Origin of the sequence: Actinoplanes campanulatus (assembly GCF_014647795.1) — a bacterium.
Lineage (GTDB): Bacteria > Actinomycetota > Actinomycetes > Mycobacteriales > Micromonosporaceae > Actinoplanes > Actinoplanes campanulatus.
The window spans coordinates 125,221-139,482 of the sequence record NZ_BMPW01000025.1 but is presented as its reverse complement, the minus strand read 5'-3'; the positions used below and the strand labels follow the sequence as shown (position 1 = coordinate 139,482).

General features: G+C 70.1%; 15 protein-coding genes and 1 pseudogene. 7 read left to right on the top strand and 9 right to left on the bottom strand.

The features are described 5' to 3' along the window. Nucleotides 1-226 (top strand): annotated as a pseudogene (locus tag IEZ13_RS38235) (CBM96 family carbohydrate-binding protein); the annotation flags it as partial. A 60-nt stretch (nt 227-286) separates the two neighbouring features. Here IEZ13_RS38235 and IEZ13_RS38230 read toward each other — a convergent pair. Next, the gene (locus tag IEZ13_RS38230; protein ID WP_183226295.1) at nt 287-2,047 is read right to left on the bottom strand and encodes a sensor histidine kinase; all 1,761 of its coding nucleotides are present in this window, start codon (nt 2,045-2,047) and stop codon (nt 287-289) included. Beyond that, nucleotides 2,044-2,739: a response regulator transcription factor gene (locus IEZ13_RS38225; RefSeq protein WP_183226296.1), complete on the bottom strand. Its 696-nt coding sequence runs from the start codon at nt 2,737-2,739 to the stop codon at nt 2,044-2,046. The genes IEZ13_RS38230 and IEZ13_RS38225 overlap by 4 nt, the downstream gene beginning before the upstream one ends. Nucleotides 2,740-2,829: 90 nt before the next feature. Between IEZ13_RS38225 and IEZ13_RS38220 the strand changes: the two genes are divergently transcribed. The 3 genes from IEZ13_RS38220 to IEZ13_RS38210 are packed head-to-tail and all read left to right on the top strand — an operon-like array spanning nt 2,830 to nt 5,722. Continuing rightward, nucleotides 2,830-3,882: a peptidoglycan-binding domain-containing protein gene (locus IEZ13_RS38220; protein WP_183226297.1), complete on the top strand. Its 1,053-nt coding sequence runs from the start codon at nt 2,830-2,832 to the stop codon at nt 3,880-3,882. After that, nucleotides 3,879-4,544, top strand: coding sequence for an ABC transporter ATP-binding protein (locus IEZ13_RS38215; RefSeq protein WP_229795544.1), 666 nt, complete (start codon nt 3,879-3,881; stop codon nt 4,542-4,544). Before IEZ13_RS38220 ends, IEZ13_RS38215 begins: the two co-directional genes overlap by 4 nt. After that, nucleotides 4,541-5,722 carry an ABC transporter permease gene (locus IEZ13_RS38210; protein WP_183226298.1) on the top strand — a complete coding sequence of 394 codons (1,182 nt, stop codon included), beginning with the start codon at nt 4,541-4,543 and terminating at the stop codon, nt 5,720-5,722. The genes IEZ13_RS38215 and IEZ13_RS38210 overlap by 4 nt, the downstream gene beginning before the upstream one ends. Nucleotides 5,723-5,768: 46 nt before the next feature. On the opposite strand, the gene IEZ13_RS38205 is transcribed toward IEZ13_RS38210, so the two are convergent. The 3 genes from IEZ13_RS38205 to IEZ13_RS38195 form a co-directional block, all read right to left on the bottom strand. Then, a complete protein-coding gene (locus tag IEZ13_RS38205; protein ID WP_183226299.1) occupies nt 5,769-6,344 on the bottom strand; it encodes a hypothetical protein in 576 nt (191 codons plus the stop codon). An 88-nt stretch (nt 6,345-6,432) separates the two neighbouring features. After that, nucleotides 6,433-7,170: a response regulator transcription factor gene (locus tag IEZ13_RS38200; RefSeq protein WP_183226300.1), complete on the bottom strand. Its 738-nt coding sequence runs from the start codon at nt 7,168-7,170 to the stop codon at nt 6,433-6,435. Nucleotides 7,171-7,325: 155 nt separating this feature from the next. Then, nucleotides 7,326-7,526, bottom strand: coding sequence for a hypothetical protein (locus IEZ13_RS38195; RefSeq protein ID WP_183226301.1), 201 nt, complete (start codon nt 7,524-7,526; stop codon nt 7,326-7,328). A 102-nt stretch (nt 7,527-7,628) separates the two neighbouring features. Here IEZ13_RS38195 and IEZ13_RS38190 point away from each other — a divergent pair, with 102 nt between their 5' ends. Next, nucleotides 7,629-7,841 (top strand): helix-turn-helix transcriptional regulator, encoded by a 213-nt coding sequence (locus IEZ13_RS38190; RefSeq protein ID WP_183226302.1) that lies wholly within the window; start codon nt 7,629-7,631, stop codon nt 7,839-7,841. 13 nt (nt 7,842-7,854) lie between these two features. On the opposite strand, the gene IEZ13_RS38185 is transcribed toward IEZ13_RS38190, so the two are convergent. The 4 genes from IEZ13_RS38185 to IEZ13_RS38170 form a co-directional block, all read right to left on the bottom strand. Then, nucleotides 7,855-8,751, bottom strand: a complete 897-nt coding sequence (locus IEZ13_RS38185; protein WP_183226303.1) for an alpha/beta fold hydrolase — start codon at nt 8,749-8,751, stop codon at nt 7,855-7,857. Nucleotides 8,752-8,820: 69 nt separating this feature from the next. Then, on the bottom strand, nt 8,821-9,744 hold the full coding sequence (locus IEZ13_RS38180) for a cation efflux transmembrane domain-containing protein (protein WP_203834057.1): 924 nt from the start codon (nt 9,742-9,744) through the stop codon (nt 8,821-8,823). A 223-nt stretch (nt 9,745-9,967) separates the two neighbouring features. Continuing rightward, nucleotides 9,968-10,555 (bottom strand): HDIG domain-containing metalloprotein, encoded by a 588-nt coding sequence (locus IEZ13_RS38175; protein WP_183226304.1) that lies wholly within the window; start codon nt 10,553-10,555, stop codon nt 9,968-9,970. 776 nt (nt 10,556-11,331) lie between these two features. Then, entirely contained in the window at nt 11,332-12,360 is a 1,029-nt protein-coding gene (locus IEZ13_RS38170; protein ID WP_183226305.1) for a LacI family DNA-binding transcriptional regulator, read from the bottom strand. Between the two features lie 247 nt (nt 12,361-12,607). On the opposite strand from IEZ13_RS38170, the gene IEZ13_RS38165 reads away from it, so the two are divergent. Both IEZ13_RS38165 and IEZ13_RS38160 read left to right on the top strand, forming a co-directional pair. Beyond that, the gene (locus tag IEZ13_RS38165; RefSeq protein ID WP_229795542.1) at nt 12,608-13,438 is read left to right on the top strand and encodes a carbohydrate ABC transporter permease; all 831 of its coding nucleotides are present in this window, start codon (nt 12,608-12,610) and stop codon (nt 13,436-13,438) included. After that, nucleotides 13,435-14,256 (top strand): carbohydrate ABC transporter permease, encoded by an 822-nt coding sequence (locus tag IEZ13_RS38160; protein WP_183226307.1) that lies wholly within the window; start codon nt 13,435-13,437, stop codon nt 14,254-14,256. Before IEZ13_RS38165 ends, IEZ13_RS38160 begins: the two co-directional genes overlap by 4 nt. Nucleotides 14,257-14,262: the final 6 nt, after the last annotated feature.

Sequence of the window (14,262 nt, the reverse complement as noted above, 5' to 3'; positions counted from 1 at the left end):
GTGGGGCGGGTATCACCGGATCGGTAAGAAGACCGACAAGTCCGCCGTCTACAACAGCGTGATCCCGGAGCTGAAGAAGCGTCCCGCGATCAAGGCGATCGTGCACTTCGACACCAAGGCCGACGACCAGGGCAACCGGGACATCAGCATCAACAGCACCCCGGGCAGCCTCGCCGCCTTCAAGAAGCTCGCCGCCAACCCCATCTTCAACGTCAAGCTGAGCTGACAACGACACTGAGGCCGTCACCCCACCATGGGTGGCGGCCTCAGTGCTTCTGACTCGCGTTCAGGGCAGGCGCACGGTGAAGACGGATCCGCGCCCGAGGGTGCTGGCGGCCGAGATGGTTCCGCCGTGTGCCTCGACGAGCTGGCGGGAGATGGCCAGGCCCAGGCCGGTTCCGCCGGTCGCCCGGCCGCGGGACTCGTCGGCCCGCCAGAAGCGGTCGAAGACCTTCGGCAGGTTCTCCTCGCTGATGCCGGCGCCGGTGTCGCGTACCTCGATGATGTGTTCGTGGGCGGAGACCGTGACCACGCCGCCCGGCGGGGTGTGGCGCAGCGCGTTCGACACCAGGTTGCCGATCACCTGACGTAACCGGACCGGGTCGGCGGACACGATCGGGTCGCCGGAGACGTGCGCCTCCAGGCGTACCCCCGCGGTTTGTGCCGTGCCCCGATGGACGTCGGTGACCTGGTCGACGAGGTCTCGCACGGGGAGCGGCTCGAGGTGCACCCGAAGGGTGCCCGCATCGACGGCGGCGAGATCGGCGAGGTCCTCGATGAGGTGTTGCAGCAGCATCGCCTCCTCGTGCAGCAACGCCACCAGCTGGTCGTCGGTGGGCGCGAGGTCGTCCTGTGCCGCCTCCAGCCAGCTACGGATGTTGGTGAGCGGCGTGCGCAGTTCGTGCGCGACGTCGCTGACCATGGCACGCCGTTGCCGTGCCGAGGCGTTCAGGGCACGGGCCAGGTGGGCGATCTCGTCACGGCCCGTGACGGCCGCGGGTCCCGGTCCGCCCGCCGTCTCGGCCAGGGCGCGCAATGGTCGGACCAGCCGCCGTCCGGCCAGGACGGTGACCACGATGGTGGCGAGCAGGACCGCGCCGGTGACGGTGACGATCCGGATGGTGTTCCCACGGGTGAGGGTGAACGTGGTCCGGTCGGCGCCGGTGTCCGGGTCGGTGACGAACAGTAACGCCGGTGGGGCGACGTACGGCTGGAGCTGGGTGCGGCGGGACTTCTCCAGGCACGAGCCGGCGCGGGCGCTCGTCGCGGGATCGGCGATCTGCTCGGCCGGGATCGCCGCGACCCTGCGGTCGGCGGCCTGCTTGGCGGACAGCACGTACGCCCGGAACTGCGGCGTCACCACGACGGTTGTGCCGTCCCGCCGGCCGAGACACCCGGCCGTCATGGCGCCGAGCGCGCGCAGTGCCCTCTGTTCGGTGGCGGTCGGGTTCTCGTCCCGGCCGGCCCCGCACCTGATCATGGCGCCCTGGGTGTCGGTGCTGGTCAGCTCGATGGTGGGCCGGCCGCTCGGGGTGTCGACGATGCGGCCGCTGACGCCGAGTTCGGTCAGGCAGGCCAGGGTCTTGCGGGCGCCGCCGCGCAGGGCGGCGCGTTCGGCGGCCGGCAGCAGGTAGGGACCGACCGCCCTGGCGTCGATGCGGTCGGTGCCGCCGGTGAGCCCGAGGTCCAGGCCGAGCGGGTCGACGACGGCCGAGGGCCGGGCGGTCCGCAACGACGGGCCGGGGCCGGAGTCGATGATCACCTGCCGGTCCTCGGTCATCAGCGTGATCCGCCGGCCGAGTTTCGCGGCCCGTTGCCGGATCGGTTCCGGAGCGCCCGACCAGTCCGGATGCCCGGCCGCGTAAGCGACGAGCATGTCGTAGACGCCCTTGTCGTCGGTGAGCGAGCGGCCCTGCTCCTGGGTGATCGCGCGGGTCGCGGTGCGGGTGGCCAGCCAGGCGGTGGCCGCGATCGCGGCGACGGCGATCAGCACCGAGGTGGCCAGCAGCCGGGTCACCAGGCTGTGCCGCCAGGGCACCCGGTTCATGCCGGTCCGGGGGAGAAGCGGTAACCGACGCCGTAGACGGCGAGCAGCTGGACCGGCCGCTGCGGATCAGTCTCGATCTTGCGGCGCAGGTTCATCACGTGTACGTCGATGGTGCGCTCGGTCGAGCTGCGGTCGATGCCGCGGGTGTGGTGCAGCAGCTGGGCGCGGCTGAACACCCGGTCGGGCTGCTCGGACATGGCGGCCAGGATCGCGAACTCGCCCCGGGTGCACACGATCGGCGCACCGTCGACGGTCACCCGGTGCCGTACCGGGTCCAGGGTCACCCGGCCGACCGTGCGCGTCTCGGACGTGGGCGTGGGCGCGGACCGGGTCGACCGGCGCAGCAGCGTCCGCACCCGGGCGGTCAGCTCGCGGGGGCTGTACGGCTTGGCCAGGTAGTCGTCGGCGCCCAGCTCCAGGCCGAGCAGCAGGTCGTCCTCGCTGGTGCGGGCGGTCAGCATCAGCACCAGCACGTCCGACTCGGCGCGCAGTGTGCGGCACACGTGCAGGCCGTCGAGCCGCGGCATCATCACGTCCAGTACCAGCAGGTCCGGCCGTAGCCGGCGCGCCTGGTCGAGCGCGGTCCGGCCGTCGTGCGCCACGGTCACCTCGTGGCCGTCGGCGGCCAGATAGCGGCGGACCACCTCGGCATGACGGGGATCGTCATCGGCGATCAGAACGTGTGCGCACATGGCGGCGACTATAGGTGCCGGTGCAAGCCGCGCCGCGCTGCCCGGCGAGACCTGACAGCTTTCTAAAGATCGTCACCGAGGCTGCCCGGCATGTCTGCGAACACTGACACCCGGCCGTGGCGGTGGCTGGCCGCCGGGGCCGCTGTTCTGGCGGCCGCCGCCGTCGTCCTGGTCACCCGGCCGCGCGACCCCGGCACACCGGCGACGGCGGTCACCGAGGCGGTCGCCACCACCACGTTGCAGCGGCGCGATCTGAGCACATCGAAGAGCATTTCCGGAACCATCGGGTACGGGCCGGCGCGCGCCGTGACCGGCCACAAGCAGGCGACCGTCACGTGGCTTCCGGCGCCCGGCGCCATCGTGAAGCGGGGGAGACAGTTGTACCGGGCCGACGACCTCCCGGTTCCGCTGTTCTACGGCGGCATGCCCCTGTACCGGACGATCACCGGCAAGGGGCTCGCCGGCCGGGACGTGCGGATCATCGCGGACAACCTCGAGGCCCTCGGTTATGCGATCGGTGTGCAGCGGACCGTCCTCACCCAACAGCTCATCACGGCGATCAAGAGATGGCAGCGGGACCAGGGCCTGCCCGAGACCGGTGCGATCGCGGTCGGTGACGTGGAGGTGCTCGCCGGGGCGGTTCGGGTCGAGTCGGTCGCCGTGCAACCGGGCGTCCCGGCCGACGGCCCGCTGCTGTCGGTTACCGCCACCCGCAAGGTGATCACCGTGGCCGCCGACGTGTCCGAGGCCGCCTCGATCGAGCGCGGCGCCGCGGTCACGGTGGTGCTGCCCGACGAGCGTACGGTCGCGGGCCGGGTCCTGTCCGTCGGCCGGGTGCTGGCGGCGGCCGACGGCGCGGTCGGCGACGCCACCCCGAAACTGGCGATCACCGTGACGCTGAACAAGCCGAAGACCATCGCGAAGATCGACTCCGCGGAGGTGCGGGTCGACTTCGCCGGGAAGGTACGCGAGAACGTGCTCGCCGCCCCGGTCGAGGCGCTCGTCGCGCTGGCCGAGGGCGGCTACGCCGTACAGACCACGACCGGTCTGGTCGCCGTCACCACCGGGATGTTCGCCCAGGGCTGGGTCGAGATCACCGGCGACGGCCTCGCCGAGGGCACCGGCGTGGTGGTGGCGTCGTGACCGGCCCGGTGCTGTCGATCCGCGGCGCCGGCATGGTCTACCCCGGCGGGGTGACCGCGCTGGCCGGCGTCGACCTCGACATCCACGCCGGGGAGTTCGTCGCCATCGTCGGCCCGTCCGGTTCCGGCAAGTCGACCCTGCTCAACATCATGGGCACGCTGGACCGGCCCACCTCCGGCACGGTCCGGATCGCCGGACAGGACATCGCCGCCCTGCCCGACCGGCGGCTGTCGGCGCTGCGGGCCCGCGAGATCGGCTTCGTGTTCCAGCGGTTCCACCTGGCCGACGGCCTGAGCGCCACCGACAACGTCGCCACCGGCCTGCTCTACGCCGGTGTCGCCCGCCGCCGCCGTGCGGCACTGGCCCGGCAGGCCCTGGAGCGGGTCGGCCTCGCCCACCGCGCCGGGCACCGCCCGCATCAGCTGTCCGGCGGCGAACGCCAGCGGGTCGCGATCGCCCGCGCCCTGGTCAACGGGCCGTCGCTGGTGCTGGCCGACGAGCCGACCGGCGCCCTGGACACCGCCAACGGCCAGGCCGTGCTCGCCCTGCTGCACCGGCTCAACGCCGAGGGCGCCACGATCGCGCTGATCACCCACGACCGGGAGATCGCCGCCGCGCTGCCGCGGCGCGTCGAGATCCGCGACGGGCGGCTGGTCGCATGATCGACCTTCTCTCCCTCGGGATGGTCGGGTTGCGCACCCGGCCGGTCCGGGCCGTGCTGTCCGGACTCGGCATCGCGATCGGCATCGCGACGATGATCGTGGTGACCGGCATCCCGGCCTCCAGCCAGGCCGCCCTGGTCCGCGAGCTGTCGGCGCTCGGCACCGACACCCTCCAGGCGATGCCCGTTCCGGATCAGAATCCGCCGGCTCGGCTACCGGAGACGGCGGTGGCGATGGTCCGGCGCATCGGCCCGGTCCGGGCCGCGAGCGCGGTCGGCAACACCCACACTCTGGTACGACGTAACGACCGCACCGACCGCACCGACCGCAGCAACGGCAACGGCCTGACCGTCCTGGCCACCCGCCTCGACCTGCTGCCGGTGCTCGACGCCCGGATCACGTCGGGTCAATGGCTGAACCCGGCCACCGCCGAGTTCCCCACCGTGGTCCTCGGCTCGGTCGCCGCCACCCGCCTCGGCATCACCACCCTGGTCCCCGGCGGGTCGGCGCCGCAGGTGATGATCGACGACCGCTGGTTCACCGTGGTCGGTGTGCTCGCCCCGATCCCGCTGTCGCCCGACATCGACCGGTCGGTGCTCGTCGGCTGGGAGGCGGCCCGTGCCGAGCTGCGCTTCGACGGCCGTCCCACGGTCGTCTACCTGCGCGCCGAGGAGAGCCGGCTGGAGACGGTACGGTCGGTGCTGGCCGAGTCGATCAACCCGGAGCGGCCCGGTCAGGTCCTGGTGACCCGCCCGTCCGACGCGCTCGCCGCCAAACGGGCCACCGAGAGCAGCTTCTCCGTGCTGTTCCTGGCGCTCGCCGCCGTCGCCCTGGTCATCGGCGGCATCGGCGTCGCCAACACGATGGTCGTCTCCGTCCTGGAACGCCGCTCCGAGATCGGTCTGCGACGGGCACTGGGCGCCACCCGCGGTCAGATCCGGGGCCAGTTCCTCACCGAGTCGATCATGCTGTCGGTCGCCGGTGGCCTGGCGGGAACCGTCCTCGGCCTGCTCGCCACGATCGGTTACGCCCGCTGGCAGGACTGGCCGCTGGTGGTGCCGGCCGAGTCGGCGGCGCTCGGCGTGGGCGGCGCCGTCGTCATCGGCGTCCTCGTCGGTGTCTACCCGTGCGTGCGAGCCGCCCGCCTGCCCCCGGCGCAGGCCCTGACCAGCGCATGACGGAAGGCGGCGGCCGGGACCCCCGGCCGCCGCCTTCTCGCGGGTGCTAGGACGAGGCCGCGACCTCACGTTCGCAGGCGGACATGTGCTCCATGCCGAGCCGGATCGACAGCGCGTCGTTGTTCTCGCCGCCCAGCGCGATCGAGATGCCGTCCTCGGCCACCTCGACGAGCTTGACGCCCTTGCCCTTCAGGCACTTCACCACGCCGACCGCGAAGTCCCGGGCCTCCGGGTTGGCCGGGTCCTTCTCCCACGGCGGCAGCGGCAGATACTGCGGTTCACAGATCCGGTTCGCCCGCACCGCCCCGTCGTCGTCGCCCGACTCCGCCACCGCCGCCGCGTCGGCTGCCCTCTTCCTCGACTCCTGCGCGTCGAAACCCTGCTCCCGCATGCACCTGTTGTACGGCTCGAGCAGCGCCTCGTACTCCTCGGCCGTCATGCCGAGCCTCTCCCGGGGGCGTTCCGGCCGGGACGCGGCCGCCGACGGCCCGCCCGCCGGGGCCGCGCTGCGCAACGTGGCCACCTTCGCCCCGTTGTCCGCCGTGGACGCGTCGCCGGGCGATCCGCAGGCCGACAGCACGAACACCGCGGCCGCGGCACCCACCAGCACACACCGACGCATGGAAATCCTCCTGTCCGGGGTGGGGTCCGTCCCCACCGTGCCGGACAGCCTGACGACCAATGATCAGAAACCGGTCAGGTTCGCCGGCTCAACCGAGGAGAGCACGGATACGGGTGTCCCAGGAGTCCTCGTCAACCGAGCGAGCGCCGGTGGCACCGGTGTCCGCCGTCGGTGCGGCGAACTTGTACCCGACCTGGCGGACGGTGCCGATCATCCGCTCGCAGCGAGGTCCGAGTTTGGCCCGGAGGCGGCGTACATGTACGTCCACCGTGCGGGTTCCGCCGAAGTAGTCGTAGCCCCAGACATCACGCAGCAACTGATCACGGCTGAACACCCGGCCTGGTTGCTGAGCGAGAAACCTGAGCAGCTCGAACTCCTTGTACGTGAGGGCGAGGGGTTCGCCACGCAGCCGGGCTGTGTAGCTGTGGGGATCGATGGTCAGGTCACCGACGGTGATCGACTCGTTCCCGGTCGAGGCCTCCAGCTCGCGCCGCTTCACCGCCATGCTCAGCCGGGCCGCGACCTCCGCCGGGCCGGCGGTCGTCAGCACGAAGTCGTCGATGGACCAGTCGGCCGCGACAGCGGCCAGTTCCGCTTCACGAAGCAGGGCGATCAGCGGTGCACTCAGGCCGTTCGCGCGAATTGCGCGACAGGTTGCGCGGGCCTGGTTGAGGTGCCCGGAGGCGTCGACCAGGACCACGGCCACGTGCGGATCCCTGATCGCTTCGGTCCCGTCAAGGCGCGGCGAGACCTCGACGGAGTACGGCAGCAGGTCCAGCGCCGGCAATACATCGAGACGTTTGTCGGTCAGCAGGAGAAGTTTCATGGCATCCCTTCCACAGCCCCGCGAGAAATCGAACGCCATCCGAGAGCTCGGAGGCCGGCGGTACGACCCGGCCAGGTGTCGGCACGACCTTCCGCGAGGCCGGAGCCGCCGGGCGGATGTGTGGCCGTGCAGGTATGCACGCTAGTTGCGGACTGTTACCAACGGATATCGCGCCGATACATCCCTGCCGGCCGGTCGTGCGCGTCCAGGATCGGAAGTTGCGCCAGCACCGCCACCCGCTCTTCTTCGTGTTCGGTACACCGTACGTGTCCCGGCTCGTTCCGGTCCTCGGTGCATCCGCCGAGCAGACAGGCGACGAGTGCGATGGCCGTCATGGGCCTGAACCGGGTGAACATGCCGGGCAGTATGTCCCGCCCGATACAGCCCGGTCGGGTGGACTTCCTTGTCGTGAAGCCGGTGGTCCCGATGCATCTTGTCATTCGGCTATAGTCCGCTGTATGCCAGCGAAGCCGATCAGCCTCATGGGTGCGCACGAGATCCGTGTGCGCCTTGGCGGTGTCAGCCGCCAACGCGCCTATCAGATCACCACTCGGGCGGACTTCCCGAAGCCGGTCGCGGACCTGGCTCAGGGCAAGATCTGGCTGACCGAGGATGTCGAAACGTGGATGAAGGCCCACCGGCCCGCCGCGGACGACGGCGACGAGATGTAGAGGGCCGCCGCGCTCATGCGTCGAGGAACCCGGTGACCGCCTGTCGCAGGGTCTCGACGTTGCCGATGAGGACGTGTCCGCCGTGGTCCAGTTCGAGGGTGCGGGCGTCGCGTAGCCGGGCGCTGAACCGTTCGACGTCATCGTGCGGCGCCAGCAGGGCGTGTGCCGCGTTGATGATGAGTGCCGGGGCGGTGATCTCGGAGACGGGGATGCGGTCGGCGAGGGCGTGCCGCGCCACCGTGGCCCGGTCGTGGACGGTGCCGGCCCGGCGGGGACCCAGTGGGAACATCGTCGCGTTGATCGCGTTCAGCTCGTCGAGGTCGTCCTTGGCGAGCCGTGCGGGAGGTGCTCCCGCGGCCAGTTTCACCACGGCGGGGATCTTCGTGGTGAGCCACAGCAGGAACTGTGCCCGGGCCAGGACGCGTACCACCGGGACGGGAGGCAGTGGCGCCCGTCCCGCCACCGGCAGCAGCGGTGATTCTAGAACCAGGCGCCGCACGCGCCGGGGATGATCGGCGGCCAGTTGGAGCGCGGCGACCGTGCCGGCGGACAGGCCGACCACGTCCGCCTGGTCGACACCGAGGTGATCCAGCAGCTCGGTGAGGGCGGCCGCCTGGTCGCTGACGGAGGCGCCGTCGGGGAGCGGGGAGCCGGGGTAGCCGAACCGGGACGGACTGATCACGTCGTACCCGTCGGTGTGGTTGCTGGTCAGGCGGCGCTGTGCCCAGTCGACGCCCTGGTCCCAGCCTCCGCCGCTGCCGTGCAGCACGAGGACGGCCCGGCCGGTTCCGAACCTGGCGAAGCGGATCATCCCGTGGGTGGACCGGAAGTCGGCCACCGGCACCGGCGGGTTCGCCAGGCGACGTTGTGCCGCGACCATGTCGTCGTGATACCGCTTCCACCAGCCCATCCGGTGATCGTCGCACCGCACCGCCGCGTATGTCGATCAAGGTCTTACCCGCCGGGGCGAACGCGCGGACTATCTGAGTCGGGTGGGATCGGTGGTCAGCTCGACGTTGAGCCAGACATCGTAGGGTAGGTCGGTCAGCTGCGACGCGATCTCTCGACGGACCCGGTCCTCGTCGGCGATGTCCCAGCACCCGGCCTCGACGATGAAATCGGCTTCGACGTACAGCTTGCGTCCTATCTTGCCCACCCGCAGTGCCGGCTGGCCGAGGCCGAACTGTGCGCCGACCCGGTCGACCCTGTCACTGACGGCTTGCTGGACCGGCTGATCAGCGGCGCCTTCGAGCAGCTCGACGGCCATAGTTCTGATCATGCGTACCGGCTGCGGCACCAGCAGCAGGCAGGCCGCCAGCACCAGCACCGGGTCGAGGTAGCGCTGCGGTCCTGAACCGAGGCGGTCGCTGAACAGCAGCGCGAGGACCGATCCGGTCAGGACGACCAGGCTGAGCAGGGCGCCGGCCCACCATTGTCTTGCCTCGGCGTCGAGGAGATCGGAGGCCGGATCCGAGCGCCGCAGGTACCGGTGGACCGCCAGCGCGGCCACGGCGGTGAGCAGGCCGTAGGCGGCCATGGATCCCGGGGAGACTTGCTCGACGCCGCCGTCAAGGATGACGCGGGTCGCGTCGAGCGCGGCGTACACACAGGTACCCAGCAGAACGAGCCCTTGCATACCGACGACCAGTGGCGCCAATGACTCCCGGCCGAACGGATAGCGGGGTGTCGGCCCGGCGTCCATCAGCCGCGCGGCACGCAGCGACAGGCTGGTCAAGGCCATGCCGATCAAGGTGTACACGCCATCGAGCAGAATGGCCTGGGAACCCGCGGCCATGCCCCAGCCGACACCGAGCACCGCGAGCACGGCCGACGCGACCAGGGACAGACGCAGCGCAGACCGCTCCCTCGGCAGATGCGCATCTGGGCGCCCCGACATTCCCATCGGCTCCCAGTGTCACAGGCGATGCGCTGCACCCGGGCGAAAAGGCGAAAGAGCCGCCGCAGTTCGCCTTCACCGCGTCAGAGGGGCGGTCACGTCACGCGACGAAGACTCGCGCCGTCTGCCCGCTGGATACGATGGGGCAGGTCACTGCGCCAGGACACGACCAGGCCGCTGCCGGCGGACCCTGTTTCGCGGCCGTCCGATGGGCCGCGGTGCGGCTTGATCATGCTGCTGAGGGCAGGTGGTCGACCATGGCGAGTCGATGCTGGACGCGTACGACCGCGGCGCGCAGTAGCGGTGTGCGGAGCTGGTGTGCGGCTGCGTTCGGGGAGTCGGGTCCGTGTCGGCGCAGCATGTCGGCGAGGCGCTGTTCGAGGTTGATGACCCTGCCGTTCGGGGCGACCGTCTGATCCGCGTAGGTCAGCGCGTCGGATACTCGCGACTGTTCGCGCGGGAATCGGGTGATCTTTTCGGTCAGCCCGCGGGTCTGGGCCGCGTACAGCGCCGCGGAATGGTGGGCGACCAGCGCGACGATCCGTGACGGCCACCCGGTTGTCTCGAGGTGGTGAGCGCCGTCGATCGGGTGGAAGCCGGTGTCGTGCAGGGTGGCGGCATATCCGATGTCGTGCAGCCAGGCCGCGGTCAGCAGGATTTCGCCTTCGCTGCGGGGCCCGACCGTGGCGGCCGCCATTTCGGCCCGTCGCGCCACCCCGATCGTGTGCCGCCAGCGTTCCGGTAGATCCACCAGTAGCCTCTGCGCGAGGTTACGGGCACGGTGGACATCCCCGACGGAACGAAGAGCGTCGGTCATGGGACTCCTCCGTGGATATTGCGGCCTTCAGGCGGAAGTGGAACGAATGGCCTGCGGGCGGGGCGGTTCGCCGCCGGCCACAGCGGACAGGTGTGCTGTTATCGGATCTCGGCGGCGGTGACCAGGACGGTCGGCTCACCGGCGATGACGCGTCTCGCCCGTCTTGCGGTGGGCGAGACGCCGCAGCGCTACTTCTTCTTGCTCTTCTTCTTGTCCTTCTTGCTCTTCTTGTCCTTCTTGGCCATGTCGCCCCCTCTCGAAGCGATCCGCGGCAAAGCTACCTAGTGTGATAGCTCCGTTTGCCGTGGGTAACAGTGCGGGAAGCGCGTGACGTGAGGATGAACGAAAGGGAAACGCCGTTCTGCTCAGGTTGTCGCCGGTCGGGTCGAGACCTGGCCGCGATGCCACTGAGCAGCATCAATGTCATTGACCGAAAATGAACAGCGCCTATGAGATGTCCATCACACTAACGGCAGGCGTCTGGAATCCGTCCTGGAGTCTCGCTGTCCTCGCCTCCAAGCGGCTTGCTGAGCCCGGCTGGCCGCGGCCCGGTCAGGCCCGGAGGAGAGCAACACCTCCAGCCCGGCCCGGCGCCCGGTGAAGGCGGTGATGTCGCGTTCCGGCTCGCGCCGGCTTCGCCCGGTCAGGTCGTGTAGTTGTCGTAGTTGTCCCGCCAACTCGTCGCGTACCCCTGGCGGCCTTCCTCCGACGCCGCGCCGATCATCGAGATCCCTCCGTGGAAACCCCCGGATCTGTCCGTGGGGATGGCGCTGAATTCAGGCGGCCGCGGTGGTGCGCCGCACGACCAGGGTGGGGGAGAGTTTCATCTGGGCGGTGCGGCGGTCGCGCTGGCCGATGCGGTCGACCAGCAGGCGTGCGGCGTTCGCGCCCATCTGGCGGCCGTCCTGGTCGACGCTGGTCAGTGAGATCGGCCCGAAGGCGGCCAGGGCGCTGTTGTCGTAGCCGGCGACCGAGATGTCGCCGGGGACGGTCAGGCCGGCTTCGGCGATCGCTTCCAGCGCGCCGAGGGCGACGACGTCGGCGCCGGCGAAGATGGCGGTGGGCCGCACCGGGCGGGCGAGCAACTGTTGGGCGCCGAGGTATCCGCCGGCCTGGGTGTAGCTGGTCGATGCGACGTCGATCTCGGCTTCCAGGCCGTGGGCGATCATCGCCTGCCGGTAGCCGTCGGCGCGCTGGGCGTTGGGCATCTCGGCGAGGCGGACCCGGTCGGTCTCGTGGTGTTCGATGTGGGCGATGCGGCGGTGGCCGAGGCCGACGAGGTGGTCGACGACCAGGGCGGCGCCGGCGATGTCGTCGTCGGTGACGCTGTCGTAGGCGGGGGAGGAGCCGTGCCGGCCGACGACCACGGTGGGGACGCTGCGGGCGACCTCGGTGAGGCGTTTCTTCGCCGACACGGGGGCGATCAGCACGAGGCCGTCCATGCTGCGGTCGATCATCGCGTCGATGACCTTCGCCTCGGCTTTCTCGCCGTTGCAGCCGGGTGCGAGCAGGACCTGGTAGTCGCTGTCGCCGAGCTGGGTGGTGATGCCGTCGAGGATGTCGGCGAAGAACAGGTTGCGCAACTCGGGCAGCATCACGCCGATGGTGTACGTCTGCCCGCGCAGGCCGCGTGCGGCGGCGGACGGCCGGTAGCCGAGTTCGGCGATGGCCTGCTGCACCTTCTCCCGCATCGCGGGGCTGGCGCCGTACGCGTTGCGGAGCACCTTGGAGACGGCGGTGGTGGACACCTGGGCGTGGCGCGCGACGTCGACGATCGTGAGGCGCCGGGGCGCGGGCTTGTCCACCAGGTCTCCTTCATGGTCGGGGGTTGAGCAGAGCGTACTGGTGTATGCGCTCTCCGCACGATGTGAAACGTTACCCATCATTGAGATGATCGCTACCACTAACCCCCTTGACGCTGTCGGCACGCGCTCGTAAGGTCGGCGAAACATTTGGAAAACGTTACCCACGTCACTCCGGCGGCTGACTATGAAACGATTCAGCGCTCCACGGGCCCATGCGGCGCCACCCTGGTGGTTCACCGCCCCGGCAATGCTGCTGTTCGCCTTCGTGGTGCTCATCCCGAGCGCCCGCGGCGTCTACTACGCCTTCACCGACTGGGACGGCCTCGACCCGGACTTCGCGTTCATCGGCCTGGACAACTTCACCGCGATGGCCGACGACCCGGACGCCCTGCAGGCCATCTGGCACACCCTGCTGATCGCGGTCGCGATCACCGTCCTCCAGAACGGCCTGGGCCTCCTGCTCGCCCTCGGCGTCAACACCGCGATCAAGAGCCGCAACCTCCTGCGGGTCCTGCTGTTCGCCCCGGCCGTCGTCGCCCAGATCGTCACCGCCTACCTCTGGCGCAACCTGCTCGGCCCCGACGGCGCGGTCAACAGCTTGCTCGCCGGCCTCGGCCTGGACTCCTGGCAGCAGAACTGGCTGGGCGACCCGGACCTGGCGCTATGGATGATCGTGCTGGTCGTGGTCTGGCAGTACGCCGGCTACTCGATGGTCATCTTCATCGCCGGTCTCCAGTCGATCCCCAAGGAGTTCCACGAGGCGGCCGCGATCGACGGCACCGGCCCGGTCCGCCGCTTCTGGTCGGTGACCCGGCCACTGCTCGCGCCCGCCCTCACCATCAACGTGATGCTGTCGGTCATCGGCGGACTCAAACTGTTCGACCAGGTCTACGGCATGACCGGCGGTGGGCCCGGCCACGCCACCGACACCATCTCCACACTGATCTACAAGGACGCGTTCACCCTCGGCGAGTTCGGCTACAGCATCGCCCTCGCCGCGGTGCTCACCGTCATCGTCGCGGCCATCTCCGCCAGTCAGTACACCGTCCTGAACCGCAACGAGAAGGCGGCGTCATGAACCGCTACACCCGCCGTACCCTCGCTCTGGAAATGCTGATGATCGCGGTGGCGGTCGCCTTCGCCTTCCCGGTCTACGTGCTGGTCAACCTGGCCTTCCGGGCGCCCAGCGACACGTCCTCGCCGATCGCGCCCACCCGCAGCCCGACTTGGGGCAACTTCCTCCAGGCCTGGCAGGAGGGCGGCCTCGGCGGCGCCCTGATCAACAGCGTGCTGGTCACGACGGTCAGCGTCCTGATCGTGCTGGCCGTGTCGTCGCTCGCGGCCTATCCGCTGGCCCGGTCCACCGCGCACTGGTCGCGCGGCGCCTTCCTGCTGATCATGCTCGGGCTGGTCCTGCCGTTCCAGCTCGCCGCGCTGCCGCTCTACCAGACCGTCCGCGACCTGGGACTGCTCGGCTCGGTGTGGTCGCTGGTGCTGTTCTACTCCGGCCTGCAGGTCCCGTTCACCACGTTCCTCTACGCCGGCTTCCTCCGGGCGCTGCCCCGCGACTTCGAGGAGGCCGCCACCATCGACGGCTGCGGCCCACTGACCGCCTTCCGCTACGTCATCCTGCCGATGCTCAAACCGATCACGGTCACCGCGCTGGTGCTCAACGCGGTCAGCGTGTGGAACGACTTCTTCACCCCACTGCTCTACCTGTCCGGCAGCGACCAGCAGACCATGCCCGTCGCGGTCGCCGGCTTCGTCGGCCAGTTCGTCTCCGACTGGAACCTCATCTTCGCCGCCCTGCTGATCAGCATCGTGCCGGTCCTCGCCGTCTACCTGGCTCTGCAGCGCAGCATCATCAACGGTTTCGCCGGAGGGCTCAAAGGATGAGTCCCG